This is a genomic window from Acinetobacter sp. ABJ_C5_2 (genome assembly GCF_044538485.1).
Lineage (GTDB): Bacteria > Pseudomonadota > Gammaproteobacteria > Pseudomonadales > Moraxellaceae > Acinetobacter > Acinetobacter nosocomialis_A.
This window is the reverse complement of record NZ_JBIUCS010000003.1, coordinates 349,960-372,485: the sequence shown is the minus strand read 5'-3', so window position 1 is coordinate 372,485 and position 22,526 is coordinate 349,960. Positions and strand designations below refer to the sequence as shown.

At 38.6% G+C, this 22,526-nt stretch carries 24 protein-coding genes; 12 read left to right on the top strand and 12 right to left on the bottom strand.

Annotated features, from left to right (window positions below):
• The 3 genes from ACH8JV_RS06890 to ACH8JV_RS06880 form a co-directional block, all read left to right on the top strand.
• Window positions 1-437, top strand: a 437-nt coding sequence (locus tag ACH8JV_RS06890) for a hypothetical protein (protein WP_396520347.1), incomplete at its 5' end; no start/stop codon positions are given.
• A gap of 130 nt (window positions 438-567) precedes the next feature.
• The gene (locus tag ACH8JV_RS06885) at window positions 568-1,212 is read left to right on the top strand and encodes a hypothetical protein (protein ID WP_396520345.1); all 645 of its coding nucleotides are present in this window, start codon (window positions 568-570) and stop codon (window positions 1,210-1,212) included.
• 149 nt (window positions 1,213-1,361) lie between these two features.
• Window positions 1,362-1,895, top strand: a complete 534-nt coding sequence (locus ACH8JV_RS06880) for a hypothetical protein (RefSeq protein WP_396520343.1) — start codon at window positions 1,362-1,364, stop codon at window positions 1,893-1,895.
• Between the two features lie 48 nt (window positions 1,896-1,943).
• On the opposite strand, the gene ACH8JV_RS06875 is transcribed toward ACH8JV_RS06880, so the two are convergent.
• Complete coding sequence (locus tag ACH8JV_RS06875) at window positions 1,944-3,287, bottom strand: alpha/beta fold hydrolase (RefSeq protein ID WP_148356532.1); 1,344 nt, start codon at window positions 3,285-3,287, stop codon at window positions 1,944-1,946.
• 211 nt (window positions 3,288-3,498) lie between these two features.
• Here ACH8JV_RS06875 and ACH8JV_RS06870 point away from each other — a divergent pair, with 211 nt between their 5' ends.
• Window positions 3,499-4,080, top strand: a complete 582-nt coding sequence (locus ACH8JV_RS06870) for a YqiA/YcfP family alpha/beta fold hydrolase (RefSeq protein ID WP_031955550.1) — start codon at window positions 3,499-3,501, stop codon at window positions 4,078-4,080.
• Between the two features lie 14 nt (window positions 4,081-4,094).
• On the top strand, window positions 4,095-5,978 hold the full coding sequence (parE, locus tag ACH8JV_RS06865; protein ID WP_396520341.1) for a DNA topoisomerase IV subunit B: 1,884 nt from the start codon (window positions 4,095-4,097) through the stop codon (window positions 5,976-5,978).
• A gap of 136 nt (window positions 5,979-6,114) precedes the next feature.
• Here parE and ACH8JV_RS06860 read toward each other — a convergent pair whose 3' ends face one another.
• Together ACH8JV_RS06860 and alc are read right to left on the bottom strand one after the other, a co-directional pair.
• Window positions 6,115-6,618, bottom strand: a complete 504-nt coding sequence (locus ACH8JV_RS06860; RefSeq protein ID WP_396520339.1) for an ureidoglycolate lyase — start codon at window positions 6,616-6,618, stop codon at window positions 6,115-6,117.
• Window positions 6,615-7,625: an allantoicase gene (gene alc, locus ACH8JV_RS06855; RefSeq protein WP_263614841.1), complete on the bottom strand. Its 1,011-nt coding sequence runs from the start codon at window positions 7,623-7,625 to the stop codon at window positions 6,615-6,617. Before alc ends, ACH8JV_RS06860 begins: the two co-directional genes overlap by 4 nt.
• Before the next feature lie 199 nt (window positions 7,626-7,824).
• Here alc and hpxO point away from each other — a divergent pair, with 199 nt between their 5' ends.
• A complete protein-coding gene (hpxO, locus tag ACH8JV_RS06850) occupies window positions 7,825-8,982 on the top strand; it encodes an FAD-dependent urate hydroxylase HpxO (RefSeq protein WP_396520337.1) in 1,158 nt (385 codons plus the stop codon).
• 53 nt (window positions 8,983-9,035) lie between these two features.
• Here the strand turns inward: hpxO and ACH8JV_RS06845 are convergent, their stop codons facing one another.
• The 5 genes from ACH8JV_RS06845 to puuE all read right to left on the bottom strand — a co-directional run bounded on the left by ACH8JV_RS06845 (window position 9,036) and on the right by puuE (window position 13,163).
• Window positions 9,036-9,761: an outer membrane protein OmpK gene (locus ACH8JV_RS06845; protein WP_263614839.1), complete on the bottom strand. Its 726-nt coding sequence runs from the start codon at window positions 9,759-9,761 to the stop codon at window positions 9,036-9,038.
• Between the two features lie 121 nt (window positions 9,762-9,882).
• Window positions 9,883-11,250, bottom strand: coding sequence for a nucleobase:cation symporter-2 family protein (locus tag ACH8JV_RS06840; protein WP_396463006.1), 1,368 nt, complete (start codon window positions 11,248-11,250; stop codon window positions 9,883-9,885).
• Between the two features lie 23 nt (window positions 11,251-11,273).
• Window positions 11,274-11,597 (bottom strand): hydroxyisourate hydrolase, encoded by a 324-nt coding sequence (gene uraH / locus ACH8JV_RS06835; protein ID WP_396520335.1) that lies wholly within the window; start codon window positions 11,595-11,597, stop codon window positions 11,274-11,276.
• Window positions 11,594-12,097, bottom strand: coding sequence for a 2-oxo-4-hydroxy-4-carboxy-5-ureidoimidazoline decarboxylase (uraD, locus tag ACH8JV_RS06830; RefSeq protein WP_396520333.1), 504 nt, complete (start codon window positions 12,095-12,097; stop codon window positions 11,594-11,596). Before uraD ends, uraH begins: the two co-directional genes overlap by 4 nt.
• A gap of 100 nt (window positions 12,098-12,197) precedes the next feature.
• A complete protein-coding gene (puuE, locus tag ACH8JV_RS06825; protein WP_396520331.1) occupies window positions 12,198-13,163 on the bottom strand; it encodes an allantoinase PuuE in 966 nt (321 codons plus the stop codon).
• Window positions 13,164-13,415: 252 nt separating this feature from the next.
• Between puuE and ACH8JV_RS06820 the strand changes: the two genes are divergently transcribed.
• From ACH8JV_RS06820 to dsbD, 4 genes are all read left to right on the top strand, one after another.
• Complete coding sequence (locus ACH8JV_RS06820; protein WP_263614835.1) at window positions 13,416-13,766, top strand: HPF/RaiA family ribosome-associated protein; 351 nt, start codon at window positions 13,416-13,418, stop codon at window positions 13,764-13,766.
• Between the two features lie 158 nt (window positions 13,767-13,924).
• The gene (locus ACH8JV_RS06815; protein WP_263614834.1) at window positions 13,925-14,470 is read left to right on the top strand and encodes an ankyrin repeat domain-containing protein; all 546 of its coding nucleotides are present in this window, start codon (window positions 13,925-13,927) and stop codon (window positions 14,468-14,470) included.
• 12 nt (window positions 14,471-14,482) lie between these two features.
• Window positions 14,483-15,250: a transporter gene (locus ACH8JV_RS06810; protein WP_263614833.1), complete on the top strand. Its 768-nt coding sequence runs from the start codon at window positions 14,483-14,485 to the stop codon at window positions 15,248-15,250.
• 17 nt (window positions 15,251-15,267) lie between these two features.
• Window positions 15,268-17,079, top strand: a complete 1,812-nt coding sequence (dsbD, locus tag ACH8JV_RS06805) for a protein-disulfide reductase DsbD (RefSeq protein WP_396520329.1) — start codon at window positions 15,268-15,270, stop codon at window positions 17,077-17,079.
• Here dsbD and ACH8JV_RS06800 read toward each other — a convergent pair whose 3' ends face one another.
• Both ACH8JV_RS06800 and ACH8JV_RS06795 read right to left on the bottom strand, forming a co-directional pair.
• Window positions 17,080-18,273, bottom strand: a complete 1,194-nt coding sequence (locus ACH8JV_RS06800) for a diguanylate cyclase domain-containing protein (protein ID WP_396520327.1) — start codon at window positions 18,271-18,273, stop codon at window positions 17,080-17,082.
• A gap of 176 nt (window positions 18,274-18,449) precedes the next feature.
• Window positions 18,450-19,361 carry an alpha/beta hydrolase gene (locus tag ACH8JV_RS06795; RefSeq protein WP_311069954.1) on the bottom strand — a complete coding sequence of 304 codons (912 nt, stop codon included), beginning with the start codon at window positions 19,359-19,361 and terminating at the stop codon, window positions 18,450-18,452.
• A gap of 149 nt (window positions 19,362-19,510) precedes the next feature.
• Here ACH8JV_RS06795 and ACH8JV_RS06790 point away from each other — a divergent pair, with 149 nt between their 5' ends.
• A complete protein-coding gene (locus ACH8JV_RS06790; protein WP_004704906.1) occupies window positions 19,511-19,948 on the top strand; it encodes a DUF2147 domain-containing protein in 438 nt (145 codons plus the stop codon).
• A 38-nt stretch (window positions 19,949-19,986) separates the two neighbouring features.
• Here ACH8JV_RS06790 and ACH8JV_RS06785 read toward each other — a convergent pair whose 3' ends face one another.
• A complete protein-coding gene (locus ACH8JV_RS06785; protein WP_396520324.1) occupies window positions 19,987-20,337 on the bottom strand; it encodes an arsenate reductase in 351 nt (116 codons plus the stop codon).
• A 456-nt stretch (window positions 20,338-20,793) separates the two neighbouring features.
• Window positions 20,794-21,618: an exodeoxyribonuclease III gene (locus tag ACH8JV_RS06780; protein ID WP_263614827.1), complete on the bottom strand. Its 825-nt coding sequence runs from the start codon at window positions 21,616-21,618 to the stop codon at window positions 20,794-20,796.
• Between the two features lie 38 nt (window positions 21,619-21,656).
• Here ACH8JV_RS06780 and pyrE point away from each other — a divergent pair, with 38 nt between their 5' ends.
• Complete coding sequence (pyrE, locus tag ACH8JV_RS06775; RefSeq protein ID WP_159137701.1) at window positions 21,657-22,307, top strand: orotate phosphoribosyltransferase; 651 nt, start codon at window positions 21,657-21,659, stop codon at window positions 22,305-22,307.
• Window positions 22,308-22,526 lie beyond the last annotated feature (219 nt).

Sequence of the window (22,526 nt, the reverse complement as noted above, 5' to 3'; positions counted from 1 at the left end):
GAACTATAAATAGTAAGAATGAAATAGTTATAAAAGATGTCAAACTTTTAAATATTTCAAAAATAAATAAAAACTTATATAAAGTGAAAACATCTTGTGGGTCTCCATGTTTAGTTACGCTTTTCTATAGTCAAAATAAAGAGGATTCCACAGACGAATTTATTACTATTGATAATAAAAATAATTGTTTAATTGAAAGTGATAGTCAGAAAAAAGTCATTTATGCTAGAAAATTGTTTACAAATAAGCCTAGAAAAATTGTCGATTTAAAAACCAAAGAATTTAATGGATTGTTACAAAGATTTGATTATTATAGTTATTTTAAGGAGGGGAGTTTTTTCTCACCTGATGGTAGTTTAAATTTAATTGCAAATGATTATGGGGAAATATTGGTTAAAAAGAAAATAAAAAATCCTTGTGGTGGTGATAAGAAATAATTTATTTAGTGCCTTTAATTGATAGAAATACTAATTTTCTTTTAGGTCTAGTGTAAGTGTTAAAAATTAGTATTAGAATTAATTTCTGGATGAAAAATTGAGTCTTTTGATAATTAAGAGATTAGTGTTCATGGTTGTAGAGAAAAACATAAACATGCTTAAAGATTTAAAAAATAAAATTATAAAATTTTACCTTTTTAATACTAAGAAGCTAACTATATTGGCTCTTACATTTTTTGGATTTATTATTGGTTCGACCATCTATGCAAAAGATACATTTAATGTTGAATTGAAATGTAAAGGGCATGATCAAGAATATTGTGATGTCGTAAAAAATGCTGATAATAAAACTAATTTTATTTTAAGAGACATGAGATACCCTGAGGTTGATAAAGTAAATGAAAATATTTTTCATGCTTATGGTAGTTGTGGCTCACCATGTCAATATCACTTTTTTATAAGTAAAACAGAGGAAGATCAGACTAAAGAGTTTATTACTTTAGATAAAAATAATAATTGCCTAGTTGAAAGTGACTCTAAACGGAATCTTATTTACTCTAGAAAATTGTTTAATAAAAATAAAAAGATGATCGTTGATTTGAAAAATAAAGAATTCAATAATGTTCCGATCGATGTTGCTATATATAACTCATTTCAAGAAAAATCATATTTTGATGATCAAGGACAGCTACATTTAGTAGCAATGTTGGCAGATGTTGATAAAAATGGTGATAGTTTATACTTTAATAAAATAATCAAGAAAGCTTGTGAATAATAAAATGATTGATTGTGGGGATTTAAAATGTTTTAGCTAATTTGAATGCTATCCAAAAATATTATTTGATTTTTAAAATATAAGATAAGCTTAAATGTAAGATAGCAGTAAATTTTTTGAAAATTTTAGAATAAAGGTCTAAGTTAATAATGAAATTATTAAAGATAGCAGTAGTGATATATCTTTTATTAAATAGCATAAATTTATATGCAGAAAGTGTGAAAGAATGTATGACGTATTGGAGTAAACCAGCAGTACAAGTGAGTGTGCTGCCAGATGTCAAATGTTCTGATGTCTGGGATGATAGTTTTAGGCTAGAAAATAAAAAATTAGTAAAACAAATAGGATTTAATCTAAAAGATAAAAATTGGGTTTCTACTGGATCTTGTAGCCATGTCCAGTATAAAACTAAAGACTATTATATCTATTGGGCTGATATGAAAAATAATAAAACTGATCTTATTATGATTTATAACCCTAATAATTCATTTGCTTACTCAAGAGCATTAGATCAAAAAAAAATTAAAGAAGGATTCAAAATAGAGGACTCTGTCGACGTAAATTTGTCTTGCGGTAAAATAGGGGAAGATATAAATATTATATCTGTCTTAAATGGATATTTACTTAAGGAAACATCGATTAAGAATATTTCTAAATATAAAACTTATGACAGATTTAAATGATTGTAAAATATACAATTTAGAAAAAGCCCAACAAAAGTTGGGCTCTATTTACGTCTCTACAATTCCTTCCAAATCTTCGAGCGTATAGTTCGGCATATCAATAATATGGGTTTGAATACCGTCTTGCACATAATCATTCACATGAGGATATAACCAGCGAGTAATCTGTTCGGCAACACTTGAGTGATACTGAATTTCAAAATGGTTTAAGCCATAAAACACCGCTTTATGTGAGTCTGGAACTTTAAGTTGAAAACGTGGATTAGGATGTTCGCCTAGCGCGCTTTTTACACTGACTAAGTAGTCGCCAATCACTGTAAGCGCTTTATTACGCACCTTTTCAAACTCGAGTGTTCCTGCCACTAAAAAAGTATTGATATGGGAAGGTAGAGGAGCCGGAGCACGATTATCATCCATCATGCCGATACGGGCATCCATATACTCCCAGTCATCGTCACGAACGCTGCCGTGGCGTAAGTCTAAAATTCCATTACTACGGATATTAACTAACTGACCCAGTAATCCAACAAATGGAAAAGCTCCGAGCTTATCTTGTATAGCAAAGCCAAAGCGCTCAAGTACTGCACCATGGTGTGGAGAACCAATACAGACAAGGTTCTCGACCATATGAATCCATTGGTACATATTCTGTTTGCCGTAAAACAGCGCACTACGGGAAACCAGCCCACCCATACTATGACCAATGATATCAATACTGGTAATTCTTGGATTACGTTGTACCAAATCTTCTAACAAGTTAGAGAAACTGCGGCCATTGGCTGAAATGCGGCGACCTGTGTTGTAGTTTAAATACAGCATAGTGTTGTGATCACGCTGTGCTAACAGACGCTCACCAATGCCGCCATAGTGTGCATTTGACCAAGTCAGATGGTTCATACACAAACCATGAACTAAAATTACGATACGTCCTGCAAGTTCACCTTGCTGGATTGCACCGTAGTGGTCGTATAGCACCATGGGTAAGGCAAGGGGACTATGTTGTTTAAGTAAATAGTCTCCGAAAATACCATTTAAAATGCCCACCAAAAAATGAAGGGTAGGTGTTAATGGTTTCTCGTGAAGGGTCGGGAATTTTTCAATAATACGACGTAAACCGGGCGCTAAAAAATAACGTCCATACTTTTGTAATGCGCCATAAGAAAACTGATATACCTTTTGCACAGAAGGGCGTTTTTGAAAATTATTCGCATTTTGGGCACTAATACCAAAAGCATTTTTTAACACTTCAATATTAATGACTTGTATTAATTCATGTACACCATTTAAGCTGGTGCTGAACAGTTGAGCTAAACCTTCCAGTACGTCGGCCTGACTCGGTGGCGTACGATCCCATTTACAATAAGTTTCATGTAACGGTGTTAAGCTCGGCATATCTTTTCCCCATTTACGTTATAACCGACGTTTTAAGCTGTACTTTTTATGAACGGCAGCTAACGTTTCCATCTTAGTAGTTTAAATAACACATGTTTTTAAAATACTGATGAATGGTAAGTTGAATCGTTTTTCTTGTCTGACAATAGTGTTTTTATATACAAACTGAGAACAAAAATGTGAGTTTATTCTCAATTTAAGAGGGAAATATATGAATATTATCTACCTCCATGGCTTTAATAGCAGCTCTTCTTCGATTAAAGGGCTGAGCCTTAAGCAATATTGTAGCGAATTGGGCATAAATGTGCATTTGCCAGATTTAAATAGATCTCCAGATCAGGTTGTAGCGCAAGTTTCAGAGCTGATCGAGTCTTTACAAGATGTGGCTTTAGTCGGCAGTAGCCTTGGCGGGTTTTTTGCGACATATTTTGTCGCGAAATATAATGTTCCGGCTGTACTGATTAACCCTGCTATGCAACCATGGAAGCTGTTTGATGAGCTCTTCCAAGTTGAAAGCATGCCTTATAAGGTGAATGATCAATGGTCAATTGATCATGTTCAGTTACGACAGTTAGAACAACTGGAACTGAAACAACCTGAAAATGCCGACAAAATACTCGTCTTATTGCAACAAGGCGACGAAATTTTGGATTATCGTCAAGCACAACGCTATTATAGTGCTGCAACGCCATCCTCATTGATTTTGACGGATGCTCATGGCAATCATGCTATGGAAGATTTTGAAGAAAAATTACCGTTAGTGATCGAATTCTTTGCGCACACCATCAAATAAGGAAAACGTACAACGTGACACAATATACGGCTCAATCGCTTGAAGTTCTTTCTGGTTTAGACCCTGTACGCCGTCGTCCGGGGATGTATACCGATACGACTCGACCTAACCATTTAGCCCAAGAAGTTATTGATAATGCTGTCGATGAAGCATTAGCTGGTCATGCCGACAAAATCTGTGTCACGGTTTATAAAGACGGTTCGTTGTCGGTTGAAGATAATGGCCGTGGTATGCCGGTCGATATTCATCCTGAATATGGCCAAAGTGGTATCGAAATTATTCTGACCAAGCTCCATGCCGGTGGTAAATTCAGTACCGATAATTATCAGTTTTCAGGTGGTTTGCATGGTGTAGGGATTTCCGTTGTAAACGCTTTATCAACACGTGTTGAGGTCGAAGTTCAACGTCAGGGTAACCTATACCAAATGGCATTCGAACAAGGTGAACCTGTAGCACCTTTAGCTGTTCTTGAGGGTAAAGCACCGAAACGTGCGACAGGTACAACTGTACATTTTTGGCCAGAAGCTAAATATTTCGATAGTCCAAAATTTGCGTTAAAAGCACTCAAACACAATTTAAAAGCCAAAGCTGTTCTAGCGGCTGGTTTAAAAATTATCTATATCGATCAAATTAATGATGAAAAAATCGAATGGCAATTTGAAAATGGCCTTGTCGATTATTTGATGGATGAATTGCAGGACCGTGAAATTTTGCCAAACCCTGCATTTGTAAGCAGCGGTCAGGCAGACCGCGCAGCCTGTGAGTTTGCAATTTGCTGGAATGTAGAAGGCGGTGAGCAGGTTCAAGAAAGTTACGTCAACTTGATTCCGACCGCACAAGGCGGTACGCATGTAAACGGTTTACGTTCGGGGGTGACCGAGGCGTTACGTGAATTCTGTGAGTTACGTAATTTGTTACCGCGTAATCTTAAACTTTCGGCAGAAGATGTTTGGGATGGCGTAAATTACATCTTGTCGCTCAAGTTCCAAGAGCCACAATTCTCTGGTCAAACCAAAGAGCGTCTTTCAAGTCGTGAAGCATCAAATATTGTTTTAAATATTGCTAAAGATGCCTTTGCACTCTGGCTAAATCAGCATGCTGAAATTGCTATGCAACTTGCGGAAATGGCGATTTCTAAAGCAGGCCGTCGTTTAAAAGCCGCGAAAAAGGTTGAGCGTAAAAAGATTGTTTCTGGCCCAGCTTTACCGGGTAAGTTGGCAGACTGTGTCGGCCAAACGCGTGAAGAAAGTGAGTTATTCATTGTCGAGGGCGACTCTGCGGGTGGTAGTGCCAAGCAGGCGCGTGATAAAAACTTTCAGGCCATCATGCCAATTCGTGGAAAAATCTTAAATACATGGGAAGTTTCTTCAGATGAAGTACTTGCTTCTCAAGAAGTTCATGACATTGCGATTGCCATTGGTGTAGATCCGGGCAGTGATGATTTATCAGAGCTGCGTTATGGCAAAATCTGTATTTTGGCCGATGCCGACTCGGATGGTTTACACATTGCGACTTTGCTTTGCGCTTTATTTGTTAAGCATTTTCCTGCTTTGGTCGAAGAAGGTCATCTATTTGTAGCAATGCCACCATTGTTCCGTATAGACATTGGTAAAGATGTTTATTACGCGCTTGATGATGATGAACTTGAAGCCATTTTGAAAAATGTTAAAGGCAATCGTAATCCGCAAATTACCCGATTCAAGGGATTGGGTGAAATGAACGCGATTCAGCTTCGTGAAACAACGATGGATCCAAACACTCGTCGTTTGGTACAGCTTGATTTAGATGATGTTCATCTAACAGCAGGTTTACTCGATAAATTGCTTGCAAAAAAACGATCGGCAGATCGTAAGCAGTGGCTTGAGCAGAAAGGTAACTTAGCTGATATCACTGTCTAAAAAGGTGTAAAAAAAATCCCCGCTCAATAGACGGGGATTTTTTATATAAACCTAAATTTTAGGTAATCATTACAACAGTTGCTGCTATTGGTATTTCGGCCATTAAATTAAAATATACAGATCTGTCTATTTTAATTTAAGTCGTAATTTTTATAGCGAGTGGAAATTGAAAAACATCACAATTTGCACCACTTCCAATTCGATCTACTACCGCAAAATCACTCGGCGCTTCAAAGGTAAGCAAAGGATGATGCCATGTACCTGCCCGATAATTAATACTTTGCTTTCCATTTGAAACGAAAGCACAGAGCTTTGAAATATCAGGAGTGTTTTCATCCAAAGCGGGCGCTACAATAATTAAAAACTTTTGTTGCTGTAATGGAATAAATGCCTGAGACCCCTTTGGATGACGCTCTAGCATTGAAATTTCCAGAGGTAATACGCTGGCCTTAATATTACGGAAAATACTGATCCCTGCTTTTGCTTCGCCCTCAATTTCAGTTTCAACGAGTGCATGGTAGCGCTCAGTGTGGGCGTCATTAATATGAAAAAAATCATGCCCATCACAACAAATGACTTCTCCGAAGGGCTGAAAGTTCTCAATGGTCAAGGGCTGAATTTGAACAGTATTCATGATCATGATTTAGCAATTTTCCCCCATAAACGAACACGGCTAATACCACCGTCTGGAATCATATTAATGCGAATATGAGAGATCTTTTCATGCTGTAAAATCTCATTCACATATTCATGAATATGGTCCATTTGCATTGGTTGAGCTTCAAGTAAGTAAGACCAAAACATACTTTGAGGAATTAACTGAGCGTCGGTTGCATTTTCAAGGTAAACCGCTTGTATGGATACTTGGGCAGGGAAATTGCCTTTAAAGTGCGCCGTATCAATTTCAAGCTTTTCAATTTTTCCGCTTTTACCCAACGCAAGAATACACCAGTCATAACCCGGTGCACGGCGGCGTTTAGTTTCCCAGCCATCGCCCATGTTGACGCCACGGCCGGGGTTAATCAAATTACGTGGATGTCCAAAATGCGCATCGCTATAGGCAATTACGCGACCACCATTTTCTAGGGCCAATAAATCAAGCGTTTGCTCACTATCAGCCACCTGAATATGAACATCCCCATAAACACGCAAACGGGCAACACCACCATCTGGGAAAATATTGAGGCGTATATGGGTGAAAAGTGCATCATTATTGACCATAAAAATATGATGCTGACTTGGGCCAAGTTCAGTATTACTTAAAACATTTTCCCATTTTGCTCCTGTAAGGTCACCATTTGGTGCATAACACGCTTCTAATGAGGCAGATGCAGGATAATTTCCTGTAAAAAAGCTGGTGTCGATATCAAGTGCAGTAATTTTTCCACTCACTCCGAGCTTCACAATACACCAGTCATAGCCCGCATGACGCTTACGACGCGTTTCCCAACCATCCATCCATTTACCGTTATCATCAAATTTATCTTCAACAAAAATAGGTGCTTCAAATTGCAGCATACGCTTTGCTTCTGCAAAGAAATCATCTGAACACTCAATGACTTGTGCACCAATTCGGGCATCTGCCAAATTGGTTTTGGTATTCAAAATCTCAGGAAGTTCAAAAGCTGGAGCATGCAATGTTGCCATAGTGGAGTATCCGTATTTCTTGTTAAAAACATGATTTTTCATTTAAAACTGCGCTGTCACAGAGCGTGCCGAGACGAGTTCTACATTTAAATATATAAGCATGGTGCATGCCAGATTTGTGGAAAAGCTAAATAAATTTTGAACGATGGCATGTTTTTAGCATAAGCACCCTATAGGTGAATATCTATAGGAGTGTGTTATGAATGTGGTGATTATTGGTGCGGGAATGGGAGGTCTAACCACAGGCATTGCATTAAAGAAATTTGGTCACCAAGTTCGTATTTTTGAGCAAACTGAAAAGATTCTTCCGGTGGGCGCGGCAATTTCGCTGTGGTCGAATGGTGTGAAATGTCTGAACTATCTGGGATTAACCGAGAAAATCGCCAAACTTGGTGGACAAATGGATGACTTGGCCTATGTTGATGGCTTAACTGGCGACGTGATGACACAATTCAGTTTACTGCCATTAATCGAAGAAGTAGGCCAAAGACCTTATCCTGTTGCACGTGCCGATTTACAAAATATGCTGATGGATGAGTTTGGCCGAGACCAGATTTATCTCGGTAAAAAAATGGTCAGCCTTGAAGACAAGACTGATTATGTCGAAGTACATTTTGCAGATGGCAGTTCAACACAAGCTGAATTACTGATTGGGGCGGATGGTACTCATTCAATGACTCGTGCCTATGTGTTGGGTCAGCAAGTACAGCGCCGTTATGCTGGTTATGTAAACTGGAATGGTTTGGTTGAGATCTCTGAAGAGTTGGCTCCAGCTCAGCAATGGACGACGTATGTCGGAGAAGGTAAGCGTGCCTCTCTGATGCCCGTCGCAGATGGTAAGTTTTACTTCTTTTTAGATGTGCCTTTGCCAGCAGGCTTAGAAAATAATCGGGATGAATATAAAAAACTTTTAAAACAATATTTTGCTGATTGGTGTCAGCCTGTACAGCAACTCATTGAACGCTTAGACCCACAAAAGACCAATCGGGTAGAAATCCATGATATTGAACCGTTTGCCCAATTTTATAAAGGCCGCGTGGTGATCTTAGGCGATGCTGCACACAGCACCACACCTGATATTGGACAAGGTGGCTGCCAAGCCATGGAAGATGCGATTTATTTAGCGCGTTCTTTGCAAATAAATACTTTGGGTTTAGAGGACGCTTTACGTCGTTATCAAAACAAACGTAATGAACGTGCCAATGAATTGGTTCTTCGTGCACGCAAACGTTGTGATGTGACCCATATGAAAGATGAAACAGTTACCCAAGCGTGGTATGCAGAATTACGCCGTGAACAAGGTGGACATATTATGCAGGGGATTATTAGTAATATTGTCGGTAATCCACTCGACTAAAAAAAAACAGCAAGGCGTTTTTCCTTGCTGTTTTATGCTTCTAAATAAAAATTTTAGAAGTGGTATTTAACCAAAGCACTGACGTTATTTTCGTCTCGGCCTTGTAAACCAAATTTATTATTCCACACAGAGTGCTCAATACCGAGGTATAGGCGTGTGTCAGGAGAAATGTGTTTACCTACATTCCATTTCCATTGAGTTGTCCAGTTTAACTCGCTGGCATGGTCACCTTCAGCAGTTGACCAATCTAGGAAGCCATCAACCAAGAATTCTTCAGATGCAATATTAAATGGAATACCATAAACGAACGTCATTTGATAATCATCGTCAGTTTTCTCATTGTTTGCACGGTAGAAGTTTAAATTCGCATATTTAAAATATGGAATATCTAAATCAACAGCAAAACCATATAAGAAGTTATCGAAGTTATTGCCATTTTCGCTGTTACTTTCCCAAGTGGTACTAATGAGCACATCTTTAATTGGACCATACGCCAATTTTTTGCCAGATACTTCGCCCAAACTTAAACGTGGTGATAACTCAAAATATGTACTTTTGTGATCATCTTCACCGCGCATGCGGTCCATAAAGAAAAACACATCAGCATATTTAACTTTTGCTGCATATTCCAAAGTGATGGTGGTTTCTTTTGCGTCTACAACTTCATAGTTTTCACCATAAAGACCAGTCACGCTAAAATCTTGCCAAATTGGTTTTGCCTGAACCATGGCAGTTGCAGATAACAAGGCACAAGTAGCCGCAAGTTGCTTTAATTGCATTTAAATGATCTCCCCCCAAATAAAGCACGCTAAGGATACAGGGTCTTAAGCAAAAATGAAGCCAAATTTGATCAACGGTTAAAAAAAGTCCCACCGAAGTGGGGCGCTAAAAACTAATTTATTAATGTGTATTTCTAGTGTTTATGGTTTGGCTTAAATGCGGGGTAGATGAGCTACGAAATGAAGGCAAATGATTAAATAATAAATTCAATAAGATAGCAAAAATACAAGTTGAACTAATACCTGAATGGAACAAAGTTTGTACCCAAACTGGAAAATGTGCATAAAACTCATGGTTAATAATTGGGATCATTCCTGCCGATAAAGCAGTCGCGACAATAATTAAATTTTTCTGATCGTTATAATTAATTTTTGCCAAAGTGCGGATTCCGCTCGCCGCAACCGACCCAAACAAGACCAAACCTGCACCACCAAGTACAGGCATAGGAATTGCGGCAATAAGGCGACCCATAACAGGTAGTAGACCTAAAATAATCAGAATGACACCACCTGCTGCTACAACAAATCGGCTTTTGATACCTGTAATTGCTACCAGCCCTACATTTTGTGCAAAAGCACTTTGCATGAATGAACCAAAGATCGGTGCCATAGCACTTGAGAACATATCTGCACGAACGCCATTGGCAATACGTTTTGAATCGACTTCAGTTCCTACAATGTCTCCGACAGCAATAATGTCAGCTGTGGTTTCCGTCATAATTACTAAGGTCACAATCAACATTGATAAAATGGCACTCAGTTCAAATGTAGGTAAACCAAATGCAAATAAATGTGGAAATTGCAGCCATGCACCTGAGCTGACCTGACTGAAGTCACCAAAGCCCATGAAGTAGGCCAGTATGGTACCAGCCACGATCGCTAATAATATGGATAAACGACGAATACTGGCTTGTGGCAGCATGTTTAAAACAATCACAATGCCTAAAGTCAGCAAAGCTAAAGAGATATTCTCGACGCTTCCCCAGTTCGGTGCTTTATCGTTGCCACCCATCATCCAGCGAATTGCAACGGGTAACAACGATAGCCCAATAGTTGTGATAACGCATCCCGTCACAACAGGTGGGAAAAAACGAATGATTTTTGAAAAGTAGGGTGCAAGGCAAAGTCCAATTAGAGAAGCTACAATCACCGCGCCATAGACAGCAGGCAAACCACCGCCCGTGGTGATAATGGCCACCATAGTTGCCACACCCGCAAAAGACACACCCTGTACCAGAGGTAATTTTGCACCTAGATATTTGGTTCCGATGGTCTGTATGAGTGTTGCTAATCCACCTACAAATAAGGCTGCTGCAATGAGCATTCCCACTTGTGCCGAGCTTAAACCAGCCGCCGTTCCGATAATGAGGGGCGGAGCCACAATGCCACCATACATGGTCAGCACATGCTGCAAACCGTAAGCAAAACTTTTCGAGATTCCTAAATATTCATGCTCTGGAGAAATCGCATTCTTTTGTCGATGATTCATATTTTTCTCCTATTGTATTTCAGTTAGCTACCGCGATAAGTGGAGTAAGCAAACGGACTAATGAGTAATGGAATGTGGTAATGCTGATTGATGTCTTCTATAAAAAATTGAATACAAACACGTGGGAAAAAAGTTTTGACCTGCTGCGATGAAAAATAAGGCGCAATTTCAAATTCAAGTTGATAAGCACCTTCACCTAAGTTTTTTATTCCAAAATCACTCACTCGCCCATCTAGGTTGGTGGTTGCGGTCGCAATCAGTTCATGGGTTGCTGCATGAAATAACTTCACTTCGACTTCTGCAGCGGGTTGACCTAAATTTGTATCTAAAATATGAGTGCTGATCATGCTTGTATTTCCTGAGATAGACGTAATAGAGCAATTGCTGCGAGTTGCTCATGTACAATGACTTTTTCTATAGCTAAGTTGTTTTGAAGACGTTGATTAAGTTTTTTTAAAATCTCATCGCTACTAAGGCCTGCGGCTTTAATTAAAAAAATAAAGCCAAACTTCTGTTCATAATCGAGATTGCCTTGTAACAGAGCTTGTTGTGTTTGTTCATCTAAGGAAATGCCAGCTTGCTCTTGAGCTGAAAAATTTTGTTCTTTTGCATTAAGCTGTTTTTTTGCCTGTCGTTCCCCAATTTTTGGATGGGTAGCTAAAGCTGTTTGTATTTCTTGCCATGACCACGTGTGGCTTAATTGTTCTGCATGCCCTAAAAGAACCGATGTTGATGAGTAGGGCCGTTCTGAAATAATTTTTTCGGCCCAAGCAGGAATATGGACGCAGTTGTTTAACAGAGTCTTGAGTTGGTCGGGTGGGGCTTGATTAAACTCGGCTAAAAACACTGTTATTCCTAAACTCATTGTTGTCGATATAGAGTTTTAGCAATAACAGTGCCAAGAGTGATTTGAGATTTGCTTAAGAATTTAGAAAATTAAAAATCAATTATTGAGTTATGTGATTTTTATACCAATGTTCTGCAATATCCTGACGACGACATACCCAGACCCGATCATGCATTTCAATATAGTCGAGGAATCTTTGTAAGGCTTTAAAACGACTTGGACGCCCTAAAATACGGCAGTGCATTCCAATCGACATCATTTTTGGTGCAGTTTCACCTTCTGCATACAACACATCAAAACTATCTTTTAAATATTGAAAAAACTGTTCTGAACTATTAAACCCACCCGGTGAACAGAACTTCATATCATTGCATTCCAAAGTATAAGGAATAATTAAGTGAGGACGTGATGCACCAGCGGTATTGGTCAGTGTTGTCCAAAAAGGCAGGTCATCGCCATAATAATCTGAGTCATATTGTATTTGTGGGAACTCTGCGAGTAACTGACGGGTATTGGGACTATCTCGTCCGGTGTACCAGCCTATAGTTTTATTTTCAAACAAGTTTTCTAAAACTGATAAGGCTTGTTCCATGTGCTGTTTTTCGACTTCAATGTCGGTGTCTTGATAGTGAAGCCAGCGGTAACCATGAGACACCACATCATAATCAGCTTCTTTAATCGCTTCGACAATATATGGGTTACGAGCCAGTGCCATGGCAACGCCGAAAATAGTCATTGGGAGCTTGCGCCGTTGGAACTCACTATGGATGCGCCAAAAACCAGCACGTGAACCATATTCGTACATAGAGTCCATCGACATATGCTTGGCTGGATAGCTTGCAGCTCCAATAATTTCTGATAAAAACTGCTCCGAACCCCCATCGCCATGCTCAATATGCTTTTCGCCACCTTCTTCATAATTCAGGACAAATTGCACGGCAACCTTAGCATTGTTAGGCCATTTCACCTGTGGAGGCTGACCGTGATAACCGATTAAATCACGTGAATAAGGAGACTTTTGAATCTGCTCAATAAGTTCTGCTCCAGATAGATAAGATTCGGTCACAATTGCTCTCCTTTTGTTCAATTTTTCATAAAAATTTAAAAAATCAGCTTGCATATTTTTATAGATGGACTGATATTGAAGGTATGAAGATCTTCAAAATAAATTAAAAGCAGTACGTTTAAGTCAGGAGATAACAAACCATTACACCATCAAAATGTACAATTGAAGTCAGTTCATGCATGCTTAAAACATGCCAACATAAAAAAGTTTTGCATAGAAAAGATCCACAGTAAGAAAGAGAGGATGGTATTTATGAATATTGAAATCCGCACAGATAAAAACATCCATAATAGTGAACGTTTAATTACTTATGTACGTGCAGAACTTACTCAAGAATTCCAACGTCATAGCGAACGTATTACACATTTCTCGGTTCATTTTAGTGATGAAAATGGGGACAAAGGTGGCGATAAAGATATCCACTGTATGATCGAAGCACGTCCTGCTGGCTTGAAACCAGTTGCAGTGCACCATAAAGCAGGAAATATTGATGCCTCAATTCATGGCGCGATTGAAAAATTAAAACGTAGTCTTGAACATACCTTTGAGAAAAAAGAGCACCCGAGAGGTGGTCAACCAGAACTCATTGATGATGAAGCTTAAAAAATGCTAAAAAGCCCTTCGGGGCTTTTTTTTATGGAGCATAAAAAGATGGATAAAAACTCTTCACAACTTTTGGTTTGCAATGCAATAGCATTGACCTCTAAAATCTTCATCAGAGATTAGGCATAATAGCGCTAATATATTTTTGAGAGATGGTCATGTTAACCACCCAGCAGCAGGCTTTAATTAAAGCCATAGAAGAATTAGAACTTACGCAAGTACAAAAATTACTTGCTGAGGGGCTTGATCCGAATTTCATTGATCCGGAACAAGGGCCACCCGTATCAATTATTTGTGATGGAATTTTTAAATGGTGGGAAGACGTCTCAGAAGCTTATGAAGCTGGTACTCCCTTATCAAAAGAAGAAAAGCAACAATCATTACAAGTTTATCTCGATATCCTTGAAGCCTTAATTCAGGCTAAGGCAAATGTTCATCTTTGGGATGCAGAAGAATTTTATGGCCCCCTATGGGATGCAGCAAGTTCGGCATGTGCACCAGCGGTTCAACGTTTACTTGATGAAAAAGTTGATCCAAACACACGTGATGAAGAAGGACTCACCATTTTATCTTCAATCAGTCAGTTGTTCTTTGATTGTGATTTTGATGAAATAGATTGGTCAGAAGCGCTTCAAGAAGAGCGTGAAACACTAGAGTTATTGCGCCATCATGGAGCAAAAATGTCAAAAGAACTAACTACTTGATTGGAATATAGAATGAGAACATTTCAAATTTTAACTTTTGCTCTGACCACTGTTGCTGCAGGAAGTACTTTTGCCGCAGAGTTCTCGTTTGACCGTCCAGGTTCAGGCTTTGGAACAGGTATCACTCCAGTGGGGCAGTTAGCTTGGGAACAAGGTTTACCAAGTGCAACTTATACAGAATCAACTGTTGATGGCGTGAAAGAAAAAACCGTAACTGTACATGGCGATATGTTATTCCGTACAGGTTTGGCTAAAGACTTAGAATTACAATTAGGTTGGCAAGGTCCGGGTTGGACTCAAACTAAACGTGCTGGTAAAAAAACAGATACTTCTGGTTTAGGTGATGTAAGCATCGGCTTAAAAAAAGCGATTGATTTAAATGATGAAAATTTAACAATGGCTGTGTTGGCTCAAGCGCTCATTGCAACGGGTAATGATGAGTTTACCGCACATGACGACATTTATAGCCTGAGCTCAGCAGTAGCGTACCAGTATGATGATTTGATCAATACTGCAATTACGATGCGTTACGAAGTGCAAAACAGCAACTGGGCTGTAACTGCCATTCCAACAATTAATTATAAAATTGCTGGCAAACTTTCTGGTTATTCTGAATTTGTTTACCGTAAAGCTGAAAGCCAAGACTACCAATATGGTTTAGGTACAGGCTTAGTGTATGCAGTTAATAAACGTACTCAACTTGATGCAAGTGTCGGTGTCGATTTAGAGGGTCAAGATAAAGGCTACCATGGTGGCTTGGGTATGGCATTCTTATTCTGATAAAACCAACTTGATTGATGTTAATGAAAAAGCTTATTTCTCAGGGAATTATTTATTTTCTAGCAGCCGCTAGTTTTGTATTGAGCCAGTTTGTTTTTGCAGAAGATAAACTACTTTCACCAGAACAGGCTTTTTCATTTTCGGTTGAGTCGCCACAATCGCATACTGCGAAATTATCGTGGCAGATTCAGCCGAATTATTATTTGTATCAGCATAAATTTACCGTACAACAGGGTACTCAACCTTTAGCTTTAAATTTACCTAAAGCCGTTTCTCAATATGATGAAAACTACGGGCAAAGTCAGGTTTATTATCATCAAGTCAATTTCCAGATTAAAACCAAGCCTTCAGAGCACTACACTGTAACTTGGCAGGGCTGTGCCAAAGACCGTATTTGTTATCCGCCACAAACCATTGAGTTTCAAACTGATGCAGATGGTTTGGTGGGTGTGCAAAACCAAGCAGGCACCGCATCGAAACGCTTATTAGATTTGGCAAATACACAAGCAGCGCCTCAAGAAACTTTAACCAATCAAACAAGTTCAGAAAGTAAAACAGACACGACTACTCCTCAAATTGCAGAAGATCAGATCTGGTCGGCGAAACTCATTGAACACTCGCTTTGGTATGGTGTTTTATTATTTTTAGGTTTAGGCATGCTGCTCGCATTCACGCCATGCTCTTTACCCATGCTGCCGATTTTAACTTCATTAATTATTCGAGAGCATAAAGGTTTAAAAGCGTGGACGATTGCGCTTACCTTTGTATGTAGTATGGCATTGGTTTATGCGGGTCTAGGTTTAATCGCTTCTTCAGCAGGGCTAAATTTCCAACGTTGGTTACAACAGCCTGCTACGCTTATCGCGTTTAGTTTACTGTTTGTAGTTTTTGCGCTGAATCTGTTTGGACTATTTGAGCTTCGTTTACCGCAAACATGGTTAAATCGACTTGATCGTATTCAGTCTATGCAACAAGGCGGTACTTTGGTTGGTGCAGGTGTTATGGGCGTGGTTTCTGCGCTCTTGGTTGGTCCATGTATGACCGCACCTTTGGCTGGAACTTTATTATTTATTTCTCAAACTCAAAACCAATGGCAAGGTGCTTTGCTTTTATTTTGTTTAGGTTTTGGAATGGGGATTCCTTTACTCATCGCTAGTGTTTTAGGTGCAAGATTTTTACCTAAAGCAGGCGATTGGATGCATCAGATTAAAGTGATTTTTGCTTTTCTGATGTTGGGATTAAGTCTTTATTTTATTCGCCCTTTATTGCCAGATTGGGGCATGCAAGTGCTTAGTTTATTGCTAGGGCTGGCTTTTATTGCCTACGCACTTTATCAGTTCTTTTGGAAAAAAGGACAGTTACAGTGGCTCTACGCACTCCTACTTTTATTGGTTACTCCGTTTGTTGCCTATAATCAGTATCAACACATACAAAATCGCAGTTTGCAAAGTTCCGAGCACATGGCTGAATGGCATGTTGCGACAACAGCAGCAGACTTTCAGAAGATTTTAGCAGCAGCCCCTACTGATCGGGTTATTGTGGTTGATGTCTATGCCGATTGGTGTGTGGCTTGCCAGCCTATTGAGCATCGTATTTTAAAAGCACCAGAAGTTCAGTCAGCTCTTGCGCCGTACTATCTCATTAAGCTTGATTTGAGCCATTATGATCAGTCACATGAAGCTCTACTCAAGCAGTGGAATATTCTTGGGCCACCGACTTATCTGTTTTTAAATGAGCATCAACAAGAAATTCGTTCTTTGCGTTTAACAGGTGCATTTAGTCAGCAAGAGCTGTTGCAACAGCTTGCAAGTTTATCGAAGGCTAAATAGTTAAATTGACTCTATATGTGGTAATTGGTGAAAAGTGCGCACTTGATTGCGTCCTGAAGCTTTTACCGCATAAAGCGCTTCATCTGCCTGCCGAATGACAAGGTAGGGATCGTTTGCAAAAGCGGAACAGCTAATTCCAAAGCTTGCACTTACATGAATCTGGATATTTTGATTGTTGAAAATAGATAACTCTTGTAAGGCAAGTCGGCAACGCTCTGCAATTTTTTCCGCTTGAGTAATATCAGTATGCGGTAGTACTAAAATAAATTCCTCTCCACCAAATCGACCAATAATGTCTTCATTACGTAAGTTCTCAGAAAGACATTGAGCAATTTTAATCAGGACCTGATCGCCCTGATGATGTCCATATACATCATTAATTTTTTTAAAATGGTCTATGTCGAGAAGTACTAAAGCATAATCGAATTGTTGTTCGTGAAGTGCTTCCAGATGGGTATTTAAACTGCGCCTATTTAATACATTGGTTAAGGGGTCGATTTGGCTTAAACGTTGAATATAAGTTTCTCGTTGGCGCCATTGGGTCAGTAATATTTCAAATAAAATAAAACAGGCGACTAAAATCGGCATAATAAAAAACAGCATACTTCCTAACCAAAAAGGATTGGTTTGAGCATGTCGGATTGCCGTGAAGTTAAATAGTGGAGCGTAGGGAATAACGCCATTCATACTTAAATACGTACATACGGCTAAAATAATTGTTGCTGGTATAAAAGCGCTATAAACAATTTTTCTTTCAAATAAAACTAAACCTACGCCAATCGTACCTACATAACCGACCATTGTGGCAGGGCTGATGCTACCAATTAAATATCCATCATGGCACAGCATGAGCATAAAGACTTGTACGCTAATAAGGGGAATAATTCTTTGTGCCCAGTCTTGGTCTTTGTAGCGATAACACGGAATAATCAGTAATGCTAATAAAAATAAAGTCAATAAATTCAGCCAGAGCTGTGACTCTACTAAAGGCAAGTTTGCCCATTGCCAAATACTGGGCGTTATTAAAATATAGCCTTTCCATAAAATCCAACTGAAATTCATTGCACAGGCGAGTACAAGCATCAGTGCGCTTTTTTGTAAAGGCGTCCAGTTAATAATATGGTTGTTATGGATGAATTCGAGAATCACCTGTTTTATTTTATTTATAGGATGAGTGATTAAACGAATTTTCATAATAATAAAGGAACTCCTAAATAGAGATGTCTTTTCTAGATCATCCTAAAGTGGGAGAGTTTGAATGATTCATAACCTAAACATATCATGATTTATTCATTAAACCTTAAGATTAAGGTTTTTATAACTAATATGAAGTGAGAAGTATTTCATACTCATCACTTCATTTATTTTAATTAAGTTTTATCAAGTTCATGAGCAAATTCAGCAATATCGGCCATCGCATGTTTTGCTTCATCGAACCACGCATTAAACATTTGAAAGTTATGCCACATACCTGTGTAAAGCTTAAAATGTACTTTGACACCTGCTTCTTCAGCTTTTTCTCTAAAGCGTTTTGCATCGTCTAATAAAATTTCTTTTGAACCGACCTGAACTAATGTTGGCGGTAAACCTTCTAAGTTATCAAAAATGGGCGAAACACGTGGGTCATCTGCTGCAATATGGTTGCCAATATAATGTTGAATACCAATTTGCAGGGCTTCAAGAGAAAGTAGGGCATCATGTTTTTGGTTAAATCTTAAAGATTCACTGGTTAGGGTTAAATCTAAAAAAGGTGATAATAAAATTAAACCGCTTGGCATGAGTTCAGGTTGTTCTTTTAAGCGTAAGCAAAGTGCCAAAGCTAAATTGGCCCCACATGAGTCGCCCGATAAAATAATATCTTTGGGTTGGATACCCTGAACTAATAACGATTGATATACGTCATATAATGCTTCGATCGCTTCAGGATATGGATGCTCAGGAGCAAGCGGATAGTCCACATGAATAATTTGCATTTGAGTACGGGCTGCTAAATCCGTCATGAATGCATGATGTGTTTTGACACTACCAAGAAAAAAAGCGCCGCCGTGAATGTGAAAAATAAGCTGGGTTGCTGAATCCTGAGCTTTGATCTCTTCCCCTTTGACACCCGCAAGTCGGATCGGACGAACAGTTACATTTTTTTGTTTTGGAAATGCTCGGCAAAGTTGTTCAAGCATAGGACGCAGGGCAGTTGGAGGTAAATTCAACTGACTTGGCTTGCGAATTGCTGTTTTAAGAAATGTTTCTGTTAAATAATATTTTAAAACGCTTGGTATATTCATATAGTATCCGCTTATGTTAATAACTTGTTTCCCTATAAATTTTATTTTTCAAGGTTACAAGGTTACACGAAACAGTCACATTCAAAAATTGCAATATCGTTGCGAGTTTTGAATACTGAAGTCTTGAAAGACCCAAGGATATTACAAAAATGAAAAAGATTGCTTTAGCTTTAGGACTTGTTGGTATGGCTGCATTTGCCAATGCGGCTGACCCACTAAACGGAACGGTATGGAAAACGATTGATGACCAAACCAATAAGCCCAAAGCCGTAGTAAAGTTTACGGAACAGAAGGATGGAACCTTAACTGCAACCATTCAAAACATTTTGACACCGGGTGAAGAAAACTCCTGTACAAAATGTGAAGGCCCGTACAAAAACAAACCGCTTAAAGGTGTGACCATTGTACATAATCTAAAAAATGTAGGTGGTACCAGTTATGAAAACGGTACAATTTTAGACCCGAAATCTGGCAAAACTTACAAATTAAAAGGTGAGTTGGCTGAGGGCGGCAAAAAGCTTAAATTACGTGGTTATATTGGTGTTTCAGCATTGGGTCGCAACCAAACTTGGATTCGTGCGAACTAAAAGTTTAAATAAAAAAACGAGCCATTTGGCTCGTTTTTTTATGTATTTAAGTTTTGATAAGCAGTTTCATCAAAACCTACCAGAAAACCTTTAGAGGTCTGTAGAACTGGTCGCTTGATTAAGCTTGGCTGAGCAATTAGCGCCTCAATAAGATGATCTTCACTGCTTAAAGCACGCGTTTGTTCTTCTTCAGATAGTTTTTTCCACGTAGTACCTTTCTTGTTGAGCACCGTATCTTGTCCAATTTCTTTTAGCCAGATTTTTAGAGTATCAGCATCGATCCCTTGTTTTTTATAATCGTGAAATTCGTAGCTCAAACCTTTTGCTTGTAAAGCATCAAATGCTTTTTTCATCGAGTTACAGTTTTTAATACCATAAATTTTTAACATTTTATCGGACCATGTCAAAAAGAAAGAACACACAGCCTAACCCAAAATGCATTTGAGCACTACTTTATACAGATACTTTTAAAACAAATGAAAAATAATGATTAAAACAATAAAAAATGTCATGTTATTGTCATAAGACAAGGTAATAATGAACTCAATAAGAAGAATCTAGAAAACTAAAAGAACTTAGCGCAAAAAATAAGAGATAGAAAAGAGAAAACCCGCATTTAATCATCCTGATCATGCGGGTCTCATTTCAACGTCCATTGTCACATCCTTGCAAATAAACTTAATCTAAGTTTATTTTATCTTCCTACGGCGTCCTATCCTTTTGCGTCATCCTGACTGCTTCCCTGTGCCGTGGGGCTATAATGCCGTTAAACGTGTGTAAGAAAAATACTCAAAAACGACATGTGTTGTAAGCAAAAACGACAATGTAAGTGAACACTTGTTCACTTACTCTTGAATTTTATAGTCGATAATCACAGGGGCATGGTCACTAAACCATTGATCTTTAAAGACCCATGCATTTGCTGTACGTGCTTTCCAGTCTGGTGAACATGCTTGGTAGTCAATACGCCAACCTACATTTTTCGCACGCGCTTGACCGCGATTTGACCACCATGAATATAATTCGGCTTCTGTTCTCACAACACGGAAGGTGTCTACATAGCCAAGTTCATCATAAATATGATCAAGCCATGCACGTTCATGTGGTAAACAGCCAGATGACTTTTGGTTGCCAGACCAGTTTTTAATATCAATTCGTTTATGAACAATGTTGTAATCGCCACAAATAATGATGGACTTATTCTCATCACGCCATTGTTTTAAGATTTTGGCGTATTCACCTAAAAATAAATCTTTACGTGCCTGCGCTTCTTCACCACTTGAGCCCGAAGGTAAGTATAATGATGCAATATGTACGGGATGTGACAAACCTAAATCGAATTCGGCAGAAATGAAGCGGCCTTGACTATCGGCCAATTCAAACCCTAAACCATCTTTAATAGAGACAAAGGGTAAGCGGCTATAAATTGCAGTACCTGCGTAGCCTGCACGCTCTGCTGGAAAAAGATGGGTATGCCATCCCTCGGGTCTAAACTTTTCAGTCCATTGTTCATGGGTAATGCGGCTTTCCTGCATGCATACAACATCGGCATCGGATTGTTCTAACCATTCAAGTAAGCCTTTCGTTACTGAAGAACGTAAGCCATTTACGTTAATGGAAACGACTCGAAGAATTTTTACATCACTTGGATACTGATCCTTTGGTATCATGCGAAAATTTAACCTCAATTGTGAATTTGGAGCACCTCATGACAACGCCTGTGTCATTTAACCCGCAAGCATTTATCGAACTCGCATTATCACGCGGTGTGCTTAAATTTGGTGAGTTTACTTTAAAATCTGGACGCGTGAGTCCTTATTTTTTTAATGCAGGCCTACTCAACGATGGTGAAGCTTTATCTCTTTTAGCACAAGGCTATGCCGATAAATTAACACAATGCGAAAATGTTGATGTTATTTTTGGGCCAGCGTACAAGGGTATCCCATTTGTAGCGGCGACTGCTGTTGCTTTGTCGCAAACACATAATAAGAGTGTGCCATGGGGCTTTAACCGTAAAGAAGCGAAAGATCATGGTGAAGGCGGTGTTTTAGTTGGTGCTGCGGTTGAAGGTAAAAAAGTCTGGATTATTGATGACGTAATTACTGCAGGTACCGCTATTCGCGAAGTCGTAACGATTTTGAAAAATGCTGGTGCAACTATTGCGGGTGTTTTGGTTGCGCTCGATCGTCAAGAACGTGGTCAAGGTGAGCTTTCTGCAATTCAAGAAGTTCAAAAAGAATTAGAAATACCTGTGCATGCCCTCATTACCATGAAGGACTTAATGGATTATTTAGATGGAAAAGACGAAAAAGAAGCTTTAGCCAATATGCAAGCTTATCGCGAAAAATATGGAATTTGATTTTTAATAATTTAAAGAGGAAGCGTAAAGCTTCCTTTTTCATTATTAATTTTTCTTAAATGAAATATGAATAATGCAGTAAAAACCCTACGAAATATTTGTTTCTCTGTTAAAGAGCATAAACTATTAACTAATAATTTGATTTTTATTACTAAATAACCTTTTGATTTTTTATTTTTTGGTCCATTTTTATTATAAAATTCATATGAAACATATATC